General features: G+C 71.7%; 9 protein-coding genes and 1 riboswitch. Of the genes, 4 read left to right on the top strand and 5 right to left on the bottom strand.

Annotation, left to right across the window (positions count from 1 at the left end; all coding sequences use genetic code 11):
- Positions 1–12: 12 nt before the first annotated feature.
- The 3 genes from cydD to ACFQ8C_RS03755 all read right to left on the bottom strand — a co-directional run bounded on the left by cydD (position 13) and on the right by ACFQ8C_RS03755 (position 6,213).
- Positions 13–3,597 carry a thiol reductant ABC exporter subunit CydD gene (cydD, locus tag ACFQ8C_RS03765; RefSeq protein ID WP_383452002.1) on the bottom strand — a complete coding sequence of 1,195 codons (3,585 nt, stop codon included), beginning with the start codon at positions 3,595–3,597 and terminating at the stop codon, positions 13–15.
- A gap of 78 nt (positions 3,598–3,675) precedes the next feature.
- A complete protein-coding gene (gene cydB, locus ACFQ8C_RS03760) occupies positions 3,676–4,677 on the bottom strand; it encodes a cytochrome d ubiquinol oxidase subunit II (RefSeq protein WP_383451937.1) in 1,002 nt (333 codons plus the stop codon).
- A gap of 18 nt (positions 4,678–4,695) precedes the next feature.
- Entirely contained in the window at positions 4,696–6,213 is a 1,518-nt protein-coding gene (locus ACFQ8C_RS03755) for a cytochrome ubiquinol oxidase subunit I (protein ID WP_383451935.1), read from the bottom strand.
- 203 nt (positions 6,214–6,416) lie between these two features.
- Here ACFQ8C_RS03755 and ACFQ8C_RS03750 point away from each other — a divergent pair, with 203 nt between their 5' ends.
- Positions 6,417–6,791 carry a cyclophilin-like fold protein gene (locus tag ACFQ8C_RS03750; protein WP_383451933.1) on the top strand — a complete coding sequence of 125 codons (375 nt, stop codon included), beginning with the start codon at positions 6,417–6,419 and terminating at the stop codon, positions 6,789–6,791.
- 19 nt (positions 6,792–6,810) lie between these two features.
- Here ACFQ8C_RS03750 and hisC read toward each other — a convergent pair whose 3' ends face one another.
- Entirely contained in the window at positions 6,811–7,908 is a 1,098-nt protein-coding gene (gene hisC / locus ACFQ8C_RS03745; protein ID WP_383451931.1) for a histidinol-phosphate transaminase, read from the bottom strand.
- 393 nt (positions 7,909–8,301) lie between these two features.
- Between hisC and ACFQ8C_RS03740 the strand changes: the two genes are divergently transcribed.
- From ACFQ8C_RS03740 to ACFQ8C_RS03730, 3 genes are all read left to right on the top strand, one after another.
- A complete protein-coding gene (locus ACFQ8C_RS03740) occupies positions 8,302–9,408 on the top strand; it encodes a LacI family DNA-binding transcriptional regulator (RefSeq protein ID WP_383451929.1) in 1,107 nt (368 codons plus the stop codon).
- A gap of 510 nt (positions 9,409–9,918) precedes the next feature.
- Positions 9,919–11,280: a metallophosphoesterase gene (locus tag ACFQ8C_RS03735; protein WP_383451927.1), complete on the top strand. Its 1,362-nt coding sequence runs from the start codon at positions 9,919–9,921 to the stop codon at positions 11,278–11,280.
- A 160-nt stretch (positions 11,281–11,440) separates the two neighbouring features.
- The gene (locus tag ACFQ8C_RS03730; protein ID WP_383451925.1) at positions 11,441–12,094 is read left to right on the top strand and encodes a hypothetical protein; all 654 of its coding nucleotides are present in this window, start codon (positions 11,441–11,443) and stop codon (positions 12,092–12,094) included.
- Between the two features lie 63 nt (positions 12,095–12,157).
- Here ACFQ8C_RS03730 and thiC read toward each other — a convergent pair whose 3' ends face one another.
- On the bottom strand, positions 12,158–13,948 hold the full coding sequence (gene thiC / locus ACFQ8C_RS03725; RefSeq protein WP_383451923.1) for a phosphomethylpyrimidine synthase ThiC: 1,791 nt from the start codon (positions 13,946–13,948) through the stop codon (positions 12,158–12,160).
- Positions 13,943–14,093: riboswitch (TPP riboswitch) on the bottom strand. It overlaps the preceding gene by 6 nt.
- Positions 14,094–14,097 lie beyond the last annotated feature (4 nt).

The following is a 14,097-nucleotide window of genomic DNA, read 5'->3' as shown; positions in this document are numbered from 1 at the left end:
GCCTAGTTAGTCCTATTTGGAGAGAAAAGTCGGACGGTCGGCCGAGGTCGTCGCCGTGACACCGGCGAGGAGGAGGTCGGCCGCCCGCTCCTGCTCCAGCATCCGTCGCAGCGGACCGTCCTCGGCGGCGAGCTCGGCGTACGGTCCGCGCTGCACGGTCCGGCCACCGTCCAGGACCACCACCTCGTCGACCGCGTCGAGCCCGCGCAGCCGGTGGGTGATGAGGACGGTGGTACGGCCTTCGGTGGCACGCAGCAGGTCGTCCGTGAGCGCGTCCGCGGTGGCGAGGTCCAGGTGCTCGGCCGGCTCGTCGAGCACGAGGACCGGGAAGTCGGCGAGAAGGGCGCGGGCCAGCGCGAGCCGCTGCCGCTGGCCGCCGGAGAGCTTCGAGCCGTGCTCGCCCACCAGGGTGTCGAGCCCGTCGGGCAGGCCGTCCACCCAGTCGAGGAGCCGGGCCCGGCGCAGCGCCTCCCGCAGCTCCTCGTCGTCGGCGCCCGTCCGGGCCAGCCGCAGGTTCTCCCGCAGGGAGCTGTCGAAGAGGTGCGCGTCCTGCGCGCACAGCCCGACGAAGCGGCGTACCTCGTCGCCGTCGAGCTCCCGGGCGGGCACCCCGCCGATCCGGTACGTCCCCGCCTCCGTGTCCAGGAAGCGCAGCAGCACCTGGGCGAGCGTGGTCTTGCCGGAGCCGGAGGCACCGACGACGGCCACCCGCCGCCCGGCGTCGAGGGTGAGCGCGAACCCGTCGAGCGCGGGCCGCTCCTGCCCGGAGTACCGGGCGGAGAGCCCCGCCAGCTCCAGCGGGAACGGCCCGGCCGGGGGAGCGGCGGGCACCGTCGGCTCGTGTACGGGGACGGGCGCGTCGAGCACCTCGAAGACCCGCTCGGCGCTGTGCTTGACCCGACGCCGGTACTGGACGGCGAGCGGCAGTCCGGTCACGGCCTCGAAGGCGGCGAGCGGAGTGAGGACGACGACCGCGAGCGCGACCCCGTCGAGCCGGCCGTCACGGACCGCCTGCACGCCGACCCCGGCCGCGGCCACCACCGTCAGGCCGCACACGAGGGCCGAGAGCCCGGCACCGAGCGCGGCCGCGGCGGACTGCCGGGAGGCGATGCCGGTGAGGGTGCGGTCGGCGGCCCGCGCCCGGTCGAGCCGGTCCCGCAGCGCCCCGGCCACGGTCAGCTCCGCGCAGCCGCGCAGGGGGTCGGCGACGGCCGACGCGAGCGCCCCGCGCGCCGGGGCGAGCCGCCGCTCGGCCCGGCGGGCCAGCGTGGCACCCAGCGGCGGCACGAGCACGCCCGCCACGAGCAGGCCCACCGCGAGCACGGCGCCCGCCTCGGGCAGCAGCCAGGCGGTGAAGCCGACCGAGCCGAGCCCGACGACGAGCGCGGCACCGGCCGGGAGCAGCCAGCGCAGCCAGTAGTCCTGGAGGGCGTCGACGTCGTGGACGAGCCGGGCGAGGAGGTCGCCGCGCCGGGTACGGCGCAGTCCGGCGGGGGCGATCCGCTCCAGCCGGGAGTAGACGGAGACCCGCAGCTCGGCGAGCATGCGCAGCACGGCGTCGTGCGAGACCAGCCGCTCGGCGTACCGGAAGACGGCCCGCCCGATGCCGAAGGCGCGGGTGGCGGTCACGGCGACCATGAGGTGCAGCACGGGCGGCTGCTCCGAGGCCCGCGAGATGAGCCAACCGGACACGGCCATGAGTCCCACGGCCGACCCGAGGGCCAGACTCCCGAGCAGCAGCGCGAGCCCCATCCGCCCCTTGAGCTCCCCGGCCATGGACCGCACGCGGGCGAGCACGCCGTGCTCGGGCGCGGGCACCGGCTCCGCCGCTTCCGGGACGGGCGGGGCCGCGGGTACGACGGAGGAGGCGGGGACTGTCGACGCGGGCCGGTCCGCGCCCACCACGGAGCCGGGGACCGTCGACGCGGGCCGGTCGGCGCCTGCGGAGTCCGTCGGCGCAGCCGCCGAGGCGACCGTCACCACCCGGTCCGCCACGGCCAGCAGCGCCGGCCGGTGCACCACCAGCAGCACCGTCCGTCCGGCGGACAGCCGCCGCACCGCGTCGACGACCCCCGCCTCCGTCTCCCCGTCCAGCGCCGCCGTGGGCTCGTCGAGCAGCAGCAGCGGCCGGTCCGCGAGGAAGGCCCTCGCCAGGGCGAGCCGCTGCCGCTGGCCGGCCGAGAGACCGGCCCCGTCCTCGCCGAGCACGGTTCCGGCGCCCTCGGGCAGCGCGTCCACGAAGGAGTCCGCGCCGGCGTCCCGCAGCGCCGCCCGCACCTCCTCGTCACCGGCCTCCGGCCGGGCGAGCCGCACGTTCTCGGCGATCGTCCCGGCGAAGAGGCACGGCCGCTGCGGCACCCACGCGATCCGCTCGCGCCAGGCCTCCAGATCCAGCTCCGCGAGATCCACGCCCCCGACCCGGACCGCCCCACCCGCCTCCGGCTCCGTGAAGCCGAGGACGACGTCGAGCAGGGTCGACTTCCCGGCACCGCTCGGGCCGACCAGGGCCACCGTCTCCCCCGGCTCCACCGTGAGGCTCGCCGAGTCCAGCGAGGGCTCCGCGCGCCCCGGGTGGCGCACCGTCACCCGGTCGAGTTCCAGCCGCGTGTCGGCGGGCACCGCCCGCGTACCACCGCTCCGCACCGGGGTCTCCAGGACCTCGAAGATCTCCTCGGCCGCCGCCAGCCCCTCCGCCGCCGCGTGGAACTGGGCGCCGACCTGGCGCAGCGGCAGATACGCCTCGGGGGCGAGGACCAGGATGACGAGTCCGGTGTAGAGGTCGAGGGTGCCGTGGACGAGCCGCATGCCGATGGTGACGGCGACCAGCGCCACGGACAGCGTGGAGAGCAGTTCCAGGGCGAAGGAGGAGAGGAAGGCGATCCGCAGTGTGCGCATGGTCGCCCGCCGGTAGTCGGCGGTGATGGCGCGGATCGAGGCGGCCTGGGCCTTGGCCCGGCCGAAGACCTTGAGTGTGGGCAGTCCGGCGACGACGTCGAGGAAGTGGCCGGAGAGCCGGGAGAGCAGCTTCCACTGCCGATCCATCCTGGCCTGGGTGTACCAGCCGATCAGGATCATGAAGACCGGGATGAGCGGCAGGGTGACGACGATGATCGCGGCCGAGACCCAGTCCTCGGTGACGATCCGCGCCAGGACCGCCAACGGGACGACGACCGCGAGGCCGAGCTGGGGCAGGTAGCGGGCGAAGTAGTCGTCGAGCGCGTCCACCCCCCGGGTGGCGAGGGCGATGAGCGAGCCGGTGCGCTGCCCGCCGAGCCAGCCGGGCCCGAGCGCGGTGGCCCGCTCCAGGAGCAGGCCCCGGAGTTCGGACTTCACCGCCGCGCTGGCCCGGTGGGCGGCGAGCTCGGTCAGCCAGGAGACGAGGCCCCGGGCCACCGCGACCCCGGCGAGCAGCAGCAGGGGAGTGGTCAGATCGGCGACCGAGAGGCCCTTCTGGAAGGCCCCCACCACGATCTCGGCGATGAGCATCGCCTGGGCGATCACCAGCGCCGCCCCGGCCAGGCCGAGTACGACGACCGCGACGAGGAAGAAGCGGGTCGCCCGGGCGTACCGGAGCAGACGCGGGTCGATCGGTTTCACGTGAAACATGCCCCTCTGGATGAGCGCCCAGGGCCTCGGGGGCCCCGGGCGACGACACCGGCAGGCGCCGGCGATGCCCTAGTGGGCGTCGGCGATGTGCTGGGTGCCGATCCGCTTGCGGAAGACCCAGTAGGTCCAGCCCTGGTAGAGCAGGACCAGCGGCGTGGCGATGGCCGCGCACCAGGTCATGATCTTGAGCGTGTACGGGCTCGACGAAGCGTTCGTCACCGTCAGGCTCCACGCGGGGTCGAGCGAGGACGGCATGACGTTCGGGAAGAGCGCCAGGAAGAGCATCGCGACCGCGGCGGCGATCGTCACCCCCGAGAGCGCGAACGACCAGCCCTCGCGCCCCGCCTTGATCGCGCCGACCGCGCCGACCAGCGAGACGGCCGCGATCAGCATCGCCGCGAGGCTCCAGCCGTCACCCGTGTCGACCTGGGTCCAGATCAGGAAGGCCAGGGCGAGTACCGCCGTGACGAGACCCAGCTTCAGGGCGAGCGCCCGGGCCCTGACCCTGATGTCGCCGACCGTCTTGAGGGCCACGAAGACCGTGCCGTGGAAGGTGAAGAGGGTGAGCGTGACCAGTCCGCCGAGGAGCGCGTAGGGGTTGAGCAGGTCCCAGAAGTTGCCGACGTACTCCATATCGCCGTCGATCTTCACGCCGCGGACGATGTTGCCGAAGGCCACGCCCCACAGGATCGCGGGGATCAGCGAGGTCCAGAAGATCGCCTGTTCCCAGTTGCGCTGCCAGTTCTCCTCGGGCCGCTTGGCCCGGTACTCGAAGGCGACGCCACGGACGATGAGGCAGACCAGGATGATCAGCAGCGGCAGGTAGAAGCCGGAGAAGAGGGTCGCGTACCACTCGGGGAAGGCGGCGAAGGTCGCGCCGCCGGCGGTCAGCAGCCACACCTCGTTGCCGTCCCAGACGGGTCCGATGGTGTTGATCAGTACCCGCTTCTCGGGCCGGTTCCTGGCGAGCAGTTTGGTGAGGACGCCGACCCCGAAGTCGAAGCCCTCCAGGAAGAAGTAGCCGGTCCAGAGGACGGCGATGAGTACGAACCAGACGTCGTGGAGTTCCATGCCTCGATCTCCTGAGCCTCAGTACGAGAAGGCCATGGGCCGGTCGGCGTCGCGGGTGTCCCCGCCGATCCTGGTGGGCGGGTTGAGGTCGTCCTCGGTGAGCTCGGGCGGGCCGGCCTTCACGTACTTCACGAGGAGCTTGACCTCGATGACGGCGAGGATCGCGTAGAGGGTGGTGAAGACGATCATCGAGGTGAGCACCTCGCCCTGGGAGACGCCGGGGGAGACGGCGGCGCTGGTGCGCATCACTCCGTAGACGACCCAGGGCTGACGGCCCATCTCGGTGAAGATCCAGCCCCAGGAGTTGGCGATCAGCGGGAAGAGCATGGTCCAGAGGGCCACGATCCAGTACCACTTGCCGATCTTCGGGCTGAGCGCCTTGTTCTTGAAGAGGACGAGGTTCGGCACCTCGTCCTCACCGGTCCTCAGTCCGGGGGCGATCAGGAACTTCTTGCGGGTCAGCCACAGTCCGACGACGCCGATGGCGAGCGAGGCCATGCCGAAGCCGATCATCCAGCGGAAGCCCCAGTAGGCGACGGGGATGTTGGGCCGGTAGTCGCCGGGCCCGAACCTCTCCTGCTCCGCCTTGTTCACGTCGTTGATGCCGGGGACGTACGAGTGGAAGTCGCCGTTGGCGAGGTAGGACAGTATCCCGGGGATCTCGATGGCGACCTTGTTGTGGCCCTTGTCCACGTCGCCGATCGCGAAGATCGAGAAGGGCGCGGGCGCCTCGCCGTCCCACAGCGCCTCGGCGGCGGCCATCTTCATCGGCTGCTGCTTGAACATGACCTTGCCGAGCATGTCACCGCTGATCGCGGTACCCAGACCGGCGATGATCAGCGTGATCAGACCGAGCCGCAGCGAGGTCCGCATCACCGGGACGTGCCGCTTGCGCGCCAGGTGGAAGGCGGAGATGCCGACCATGAAGGCGCCGCCGACGAGGAAGGCGGCCGTCATGGTGTGGAAGAACTGGGTGAGGGCGGTGTTCTGGGTGAGCACCGCCCAGAAGTCGGTGAGCTCGGCGCGCGGGCCCTGACCGCGGTCCTCGTTGATGCGGTAGCCGACCGGGTGCTGCATCCAGGAGTTGGCGGCCAGGATGAAGTACGCGGAGAGGATGGTGCCGATCGACACCATCCAGATGCAGGCGAGGTGGATCTTCTTCGGCAGCTTGTCCCAGCCGAAGATCCAGAGTCCGATGAAGGTGGACTCGAAGAAGAAGGCGATGAGCGCCTCGAAGGCGAGCGGGGCGCCGAAGATGTCTCCGACGAAGCGGGAGTAGTCCGACCAGTTCATGCCGAACTGGAACTCCTGCACGATGCCGGTGACGACACCCATCGCGATGTTGATGAGGAAGAGCTTCCCCCAGAACTTGGTCGCCCTGAGGTACTTCTCCTTCCCGGTCCGAACCCAGGCGGTCTGGAGCCCCGCGGTGAGCGCGGCGAGCGAGATCGTCAGGGGGACGAAGAGAAAGTGGTAGACGGTGGTGATGCCGAACTGCCAGCGCGCCAAGGTCTCCGGCGCCAGAGCTAGGTCCACGTCGTCTTCTCCTTACATCGCCGTGGTCACATCGGCAGTCTGCCCCTTTAATCCCACCTATTACGGGATGAACAGGGACACGCTTGTGAACGCGTTCACATTCACAAGCATTATGACTCATACGAAATCCGTACTGGAGGGTGGGGGGCTGTACCGAAGGTCACACCTTCCCAAGGCCTTCAACATATTGTTGAATTCGGCCCATGACCCTTCGGATACGCATCAGTTGGCCGGCCGGACACACCACGGCCACCCTCGGCGAGACCCCCACGAGCACGGCGCTCCTGGGGGCTCTGCCGATCGTCTCCACCGCCCGCACCTGGGGCGAGGAGGTCTACTTCGACACTCCGGTCTCGGTCCCGCGCGAGGACGGGGCGCGCCAGGTCGTCGATCCCGGCACGGTGGCCTTCTGGACCGACGGCGACGCCCTCGCCCTCCCCTACGGGCCGACCCCGATCTCGCGGGGCGAGGAGTGCCGGCTGGCGAGCCCGTGCAATCTGCTGGGCTCGCTCGACGACGACCCGCGGATCCTGGCCACCGTCCGCGACGGCGACCCGATCCGCGTGGAACGCGCCTGACCGGTACCCGCCCGAGCCGTCAGGCTCCCTGGCGGAAACCCTCCGTCACCTTCAGGAACAGGTCGTTCGCCTCGGTCTCGCCGATCGTGACGCGCACGCCCTCCCCCGCGAACGGCCGCACCACCACACCGTGCCGCTCGCACTCCGCCGCGAACTCCATGGTCCGCTCGCCGAGCCGCAGCCACACGAAGTTCGCCTGGGCGTCCGGCACCGTCCAGCCCTGGGCCACGAGCCCCGCGCGGACCCGCTCGCGCTCCGCCACCAGCGAGCCGACCCGGCCGAGCAGTTCGTCCTCGGCCCGCAGCGAGGCCACCGCCGCGTCCTGCGCCACCTGGCTCACGCCGAACGGCACCGCCGTCTTGCGCAGCGCCGCCGCCACCGGCTCGTGGGCGATCGCGAAGCCGACCCGCAGCCCCGCCAGGCCGTACGCCTTGGAGAAGGTGCGCAGCACCGCCACGTTCGGCCGGTCGCGGTAGAGCTCGACGCCGTCCGGGATGTCGGCGTCACGGACGAACTCCTTGTACGCCTCGTCGATCACGACCAGGACGTCGGAGGGCACCCGGTCCAGGAACCGCTCCAGCTCCGCGCGGCGCACCGCGGTGCCCGTCGGGTTGTTCGGGTTGCAGACGAAGATCAGCCGGGTCCGGTCGGTGATCGCCGCGGCCATCGCGTCGAGGTCGTGCACCTCGTCGTCGGTCAGCGGCACCTGCACCGAGGTGGCCCCGCTGATCTGGGTGATGATCGGGTACGCCTCGAAGGAGCGCCAGGCGTAGATCACCTCGTCACCCGGGCCCGAGGTCGCCTGGAGCAGCGACTGGGCGACGCCGACCGAGCCGGTGCCGGTGGCGATGTGGGAGACCGGGACGCCGAAGCGGTCGGCCAGCTCCGCGGAGAGCGCGGTGCAGGCCATGTCCGGGTACCGGTTGAAGTTCGCCGCGGCGGCCAGCGCGCTCTCCATGACGCCCGGCAGCGGCGGGTAGGGGTTCTCGTTCGAGGACAGCTTGAAGGCGACCGGGCCGCCCGCCGCGGCCGGCTTGCCCGGCTTGTACGTGGGGACGCCGTCCAGCTCGGCGCGCAGCTTCGGGGTGGACGTGCTCGTCCCGCTCGTCTCGCTCACAGTGTGGCCTCCTCGACCGTCCGTACCGCCAATGCTTCTCACTTTATGAGGATTCCCGTCCGGTGCGAATGGGCTGTGGACAACAGCCCTGCAACTCTGTGGAAAACCCCTCCCGCCACCCCTCCCCGAGGCAGGGGGCGCGCGGATGGGTGGCGTGCGCCGGTGGCGAGCGCCGTGGCGCGCATCCCTCGTAGAGGTGAGTTGAGACCTCTTCGAGACCTCGCCCCCACGCCAGGCTCATCCCGTCCGACAACATCAAGTCGCATGGAGAACCCCTCAACTACCTTGGATTCTCCATCATTTGACTCCGTTCGACCATGCAGAAACGTGCCTGTCAATGCCTGCATATGCGGCCGTCTCACCCACCCCTCATCGCCCTACTATCGGCTCGCCATGACAGCAGCAGGGAAGCACCAGGTGAGCCGGGCACAGACCCGGGGAAGCCGGCAGGGCCGGGCAGGCATCCGGGACGTGGCCGCCGCCGCCGGGGTCTCCATCACGACTGTCTCCGACGCGCTCAACGGCAAGGGCCGACTCCCGGACGCCACCCGCCGGCACGTCCGCGAGGTCGCCGACCGGCTGGGCTACCGCCCCTCCGCGGCGGCCCGCACGCTCCGCACAGGCAAGTCGGGACTCATCGGCCTGACCGTGACGACATACGGGGATGAACCTTTCACCTTCACGGAGTTCGCCTACTTCGCGGAGATGGCCAGGGCCGCCACATCCGCCGCGCTAGCCCGCGGCTACGCCCTCGTCATCCTCCCCGCGACATCACGCCATGACGTCTGGTCGAACGTCGCCCTCGACGGCACCGTCGTCATCGACCCCTCCGACCACGACCCGGTCGTCACCGAGCTCGTCCGCCAGGGCCTCCCCGTCGTCTCCGACGGACGCCCCGCCGGCACGCTCCCGGTGACCGCCTGGGTCGACAACGACCACGAGGCCGCCGTCCTCGACCTCCTCGACCACCTCGCCGACGCCGGCGCGCGCCGGATCGGCCTCCTCACCGGCACCACCACCGACACCTACACCCGCCTCTCCACCACCGCGTACCTCAACTGGTGCGAGCGGGTCGGACAGGATCCCGTCTACGAGGCCTACCCGGCGCACGACCCGTGCGCGGGCGCCGTCGCGGCCGACCGGCTGCTCGCCCGCCCCGACCGTCCCGACGCCGTCTACGGCCTCTTCGACCCCAACGGCACCGACCTCCTCGCCGCCGCCCGCCGCTACGGGCTGCGCGTCCCCGACGACCTGCTGATCGTGTGCTGCAGCGAGTCCACCGTGTACGCCACCACCGAACCGCCCGTCACGACGCTCTCGCTCAAACCGCGCCGCATCGGCACCGCCGTCGTCCAGCTCCTCATCGACGCCATCGAGGGGATCGAGGGGGACGGCCCGGTCGAGCAGGTGATACCGACGGAACTCATCGTCCGCACGTCCTCGCAGCGCCGGTCGCCGCGGACGACGGTGAGCCCGCCGCGCTCACCGGCGAAGGACTGACGGGCCGACGGACCGAGAGCCCGCAGCACCCGAAGGAAGGCACCCTCCGAACTCCGGCCGCGCCGAAAGAGCGGCCGGACGAACGACCCGAGCGGAACCCGAGCCCGACCCGAGCACGGCTCACAGCACGACCCGGAACGGCTCACGGCACGACCCGGGAAGGACTCGCGGCACGACACGGGCACGGCTCTCGGCACGGCCTCACAGCACCACGCGGGCATGACTCGGCAACCCGAGCAGGACCCGAGCACGACCCCGAGAACGAGCGCCGTCCCGTCCCTGCCCGTGGGCGGAGACGGCGAAACCGGCCGCCCCACCGGACCCGACCCTGGACTGGACCTTCTCAATTCGGGCGAAACAACCGGTGAACCCGGAGCCAACCCGGATTCACCACCCCTGGTGCGTCACACAGGCGGACCCTCATTCCTATGATGGGCGCACGACACCGCGGACCCCCCGACCAGGCCGGTCCGCGATGTGCAGGGCATCGCGACGGTGGTGGAGGGGTCGATGACTCAGGGGGCCGGGCAGGATCCCGTGGAGCGCACGGCGACATTGCGTGACTTCCGCGTACCTCCGTACGCCCGGGTGCCCGTGCAGGGCCACGCGGGCGAGCCGCCCGCCGCGCCCGCCGATCCCACACTCCACCTGGGCACCCGCCTGGCCTCGTACCCCGAGCCGGTCGCGTTCCCGGAAGCGGCCGCACGCCCCGAACCCATGGCGCGCCCCGAGCCGGCCGCGCACCCCGAACCCCCGGCGTACCCCGAGCCCAAGGCGTTCCCGGAACCGGCCGCTCAGCCGGATCCGACCGCGCGTCCTGAGCCGACGCCGCCCTCCGAGCCGGCCGCGTACCCCGCCGCGCCCCGCCCCGTCGTCACCGCGCCCCACCCCGGCGCCGCCTCCGCCCACCCCGGCGCCGGCTTCCCCGACGGCTTCCCGGACGGCTACACCCCCACCGAGCGCGACCTCCCGGTCATCCAGCGCGGTGACACCCTCCAGGTCCCCGTCGCCCCGGCCGCGGCCCCCGCGCCCGCCGCCGCGGGCGGTGACGGCCCCGGCCCGCTCTACGTCGTCGGCGACGTCCACGGCTACCTCGACGAGCTCGTCGCCGCCCTCCGCGCCCAGGGCCTCGTCGACGAGAACGGCGGCTGGGCCGCGGGCAACGCCCGGCTCTGGTTCCTCGGCGACTTCACCGACCGCGGCCCCGACGGCATCGGCGTCATCGACCTCGTCATGCGGCTCTCCGCCGAGGCCGCCGCCGCGGGCGGCTACTGCAAGGCCCTCATGGGCAACCACGAGCTGCTCCTCATCGGCGCCAAGCGCTTCGGCGACACCCCCGTCAACTCCGGGGCCGGCACCGCCACCTTCCAGGCCGCCTGGCTGCTCAACGGCGGGCAGAAGCACGACATGGACCGCCTCCAGGACGTCCACCTCCAGTGGATGTCCCGGCTCGACGCCGTCGTCCGCGAGGACGACCACCTCCTGCTGCACTCGGACACGACCGCGTACCTGGAGTACGGCCAGACGATCGAGGACGTCAACGACACGGTCCACGAGGTCCTCACGCGCAACGACGCCGACGAGGTCTGGGACCTCTTCCGCAAGTTCACCAAGCGCTTCGCCTTCCGCGACGAGGGCGGCCCGCAGGCCGTCCAGGAGCTGCTCGGCACCTACGGCGGCTCGCGGATCGTCCACGGCCACAGCCCGATCCCGTACCTCCTCGGCCAGGTCGGCACGGAGGACGGCGAGGAGGACTCGCGCCCGGTCGTCGACGGCCCGCACGTCTACGCCGAGGGGCTCGCCATCGCCATGGACGGCGGCGTCACCATGGCCGGAAAGCTGCTGGTGGTCCAACTCCCCCTGGGGGACTGACTCTCACCCTGTGCGTCCGGGGCGGGCGAATTCCGGAAACCCCCTGTCAGCGCGCACGGTCGCGGCCCTACCATCGGTCTCCCCAGCTAGCAGGCTCTCCTCCGCTTCCGCCCGGACCGCCGTTCTCCACGGCCGGTCCCGGCCCACCGAGCATCGGGGGATGCACATGAACGTGGCTCCGCACCTGCTGACCGAGGACCGCGCCGAGTACGAGCGGGTCCTCGACGACGCCTTGCGCACCGCGCCGGAACGGCCGGAACTCGCCGGAACGGGCACACGGCTGACCGCCGCCCAGCTCCGCGCGATGGCACTGAACGCGACAGCGCTGATCACCGCGGCGGCGGCGAGCGAGTACGAGCACTTCACCAAGGTCCGCGAAGCGGACCGCGCCGCCTCCAACCGCCCCCGGAGCCCCGCCCCGGACGAGTCGCCGGGCGCCGTCGCGGTCCTCACCGTCCTCGTCCCGGTGCTCGCCGGCACCGCCGCGGCGATCTTCCTCCTGGTCGGCGCGGTGGTCAGGTGGCTCGCGCCGGACGCCGCCCTCGGCACCACGCTGCTCACCGCCGGCCTGGTCTTCGGCGCCCTCGCCGCCGCCGGTCTGCTCTGCGCCGGCGCCGGCCTCCTGCTGACGGCCCTCCGCAACAGCCCCGCCGAGACCGGCGTGCCCGACGACGAACTCACCCGGGCCCGCGCCGCCTGGCGCCACGCCCTCCTGGAGCGCGGCGTCATCCCCTTCCTCCAGGCCGCCCTCACCGCCACCGACCCCGACCCCGACCCGGTACCCCCGATACCTCCGCCGCCCCCGGCCCCCTGACGCACCGCGGCCCGCGATCCCCCCGTGGACCGCGGGCCGGGGTGCGGCGCGTACGGCGGACCGCTACTCCGCCAGGGGCAGGTAGACCCGGTTGCCGGAGGCGGCGAACTCCGCCGACTTCCCGGCCATGCCGGCCTCGATCTCCTCCTGGGTGCCGCCGTGCTCACGGCGGATGTCCTGGGAGATCTTCATCGAGCAGAACTTCGGACCGCACATCGAGCAGAAGTGCGCGGTCTTCGCGGGCTCCGCCGGCAGCGTCTCGTCGTGGAACTCACGGGCGGTGTCCGGGTCGAGGGCCAGGTTGAACTGGTCCTCCCAGCGGAACTCGAAGCGCGCGTCGGAGAGGGCGTCGTCCCACTCCTGCGCCCCCGGGTGCCCCTTGGCGAGGTCCGCCGCGTGGGCCGCGATCTTGTACGTGATGACACCGGTCTTCACGTCGTCGCGGTTCGGCAGGCCCAGGTGCTCCTTGGGCGTGACGTAGCAGAGCATCGCCGTGCCCCACCAGGCGATCATCGCCGCGCCGATGCCGGAGGTGATGTGGTCGTAGGCGGGCGCGACGTCCGTGGTCAGCGGGCCGAGCGTGTAGAACGGCGCCTCCTCGCAGATCTCCTGCTGGAGGTCGATGTTCTCCTTGATCTTGTGCATCGGGACGTGCCCGGGGCCCTCGATCATCGTCTGCACGTTGTGCCGCTTGGCGATCGTGTTCAGCTCGCCGAGCGTGCGCAGCTCCGCGAACTGGGCCTCGTCGTTGGCGTCAGCGATCGAGCCGGGCCGCAGTCCGTCGCCGAGCGAGTAGGTGACGTCGTACGCCGCCAGGATCTCGCAGAGCTCCTCGAAGTGGGTGTAGAGGAAGTTCTCCTTGTGGTGCGCGAGACACCAGGCCGCCATGATCGAGCCGCCGCGCGAGACGATGCCGGTCTTGCGGCGCGCGGTGAGCGGCACGTACGGCAGGAGCACGCCGGCGTGCACGGTCATGTAGTCCACGCCCTGCTCGGCCTGCTCGATGACCGTGTCCTTGTAGATCTCCCAGGTCAGCTCCTCGGCCTTGCCGTCGACCTTCTCCAGGGCCTGGTAGAGCGGCACGGTGCCGATCGGCACGGGGGAGTTGCGCAGCACCCACTCGCGGGTGGTGTGGATGTTGCGGCCGGTGGACAGGTCCATGACCGTGTCGGCGCCCCAGCGGGTCGCCCAGGTCATCTTCTCCACCTCCTCCTCGATGGAGGAGGTGACCGCGGAGTTGCCGATGTTGGCGTTGACCTTCACCAGGAACCGCTTGCCGATGATCATCGGCTCGATCTCCGGGTGGTTGACGTTGGCCGGCAGCACCGCGCGGCCCGCCGCGATCTCCTCGCGGACGACCTCGGGGGAGACGTTCTCCCGGATCGCCACGTACTCCATCTCCGGGGTGATCTCCCCCCGGCGGGCGTAGGCGAGCTGGGTCACGGCCTGGCCGGCGCGACCACGGCGGGGCAGCCGCGGGCGGCCCGGGAAGACCGCGTCGAGGTTCTTGAGCCCGCCGCCGCGCGGCGAGGTGTGCTTGATGCCGTCGTCCTCGGGGCGGGCCGGACGGCCCGCGTACTCCTCGGTGTCGCCGCGCGCGATGATCCAGTTCTCGCGGAGCGGGAGCAGTCCACGGCGCACGTCGGTGTCGACCGCGGGGTCGGTGTACGGACCGGACGTGTCGTACAGCGTCACGTCCTTGCCGTTGGTGAGGTGGACCTGACGGACCGGCACCCGGAGGTCCGGGCGGGAGCCCTCGACGTACCCCTTGTGCCAGCCCGGCGTGCGCGCGCCGTTCGAGTCGCTCTGGTCGTTCTGGTCGGAGGCAGGCGTGCGTGCGTCCTGAATGGTCATGAGACCGAATCTCCCTACGCCGGCATTACCCGGTAACAGGTTCGGCGGTCGGCGCAGCCTCCTCCCGTACGTACGTCAGTCAGTACGCGCGTACGGTGATCAGCGCCCTCTCAGCCCGGTGCTCCGAGCTCCCGCGTGTGCAAAGGTGT

The organism is Streptomyces sp. NPDC056503 (assembly GCF_042794995.1).
In the GTDB taxonomy this organism is placed as follows: Bacteria; Actinomycetota; Actinomycetes; order Streptomycetales; family Streptomycetaceae; genus Streptomyces.
Note: the sequence above shows the minus strand (reverse complement) of the source record. Positions and strands in the feature narration are given on the sequence as shown.